Raw genomic sequence first — 274 nt, 5'->3', positions numbered from 1 at the left:
ATCTCAAGGCCTGGTTCGCCGGCAAGGCGCCGCTGACGCCGGTTGCGGAAACGCCGGTCAAGGGACGCTGATGATCGCTCGTCGCCTTCTCGCATATGTCGTTGCGGCCTGCCTGAGCGCGATCGGCGCCGTCGCGGCCTCCTTGGCCGCGATCGGCATCGCGCATGCGCAGGATGCGGCGAGCCTGAAGAAGCAGATGCCCGGACAATGGGAGCTCTCGACCACCGAGCGCAGCAAGACCTGCGTCGTCACGCTGAAGGCTGACGCCGCAGGC

At 67.5% G+C, this 274-nt stretch carries 1 pseudogene; it reads left to right on the top strand.

Annotated elements, in window-relative coordinates:
• Positions 1-70: 70 nt before the first annotated feature.
• Positions 71-274, top strand: a pseudogene (locus I6F31_RS36300) (protease inhibitor Inh/omp19 family protein); the annotation flags it as partial.

It is taken from the genome of Bradyrhizobium sp. NBAIM01 (genome assembly GCF_020194115.1).
Taxonomy (GTDB): domain Bacteria; phylum Pseudomonadota; class Alphaproteobacteria; order Rhizobiales; family Xanthobacteraceae; genus Bradyrhizobium; species Bradyrhizobium yuanmingense.
The sequence above is the reverse complement of the archived record's forward strand: the minus strand, read 5'-3'. Positions and strand labels throughout refer to the sequence as shown.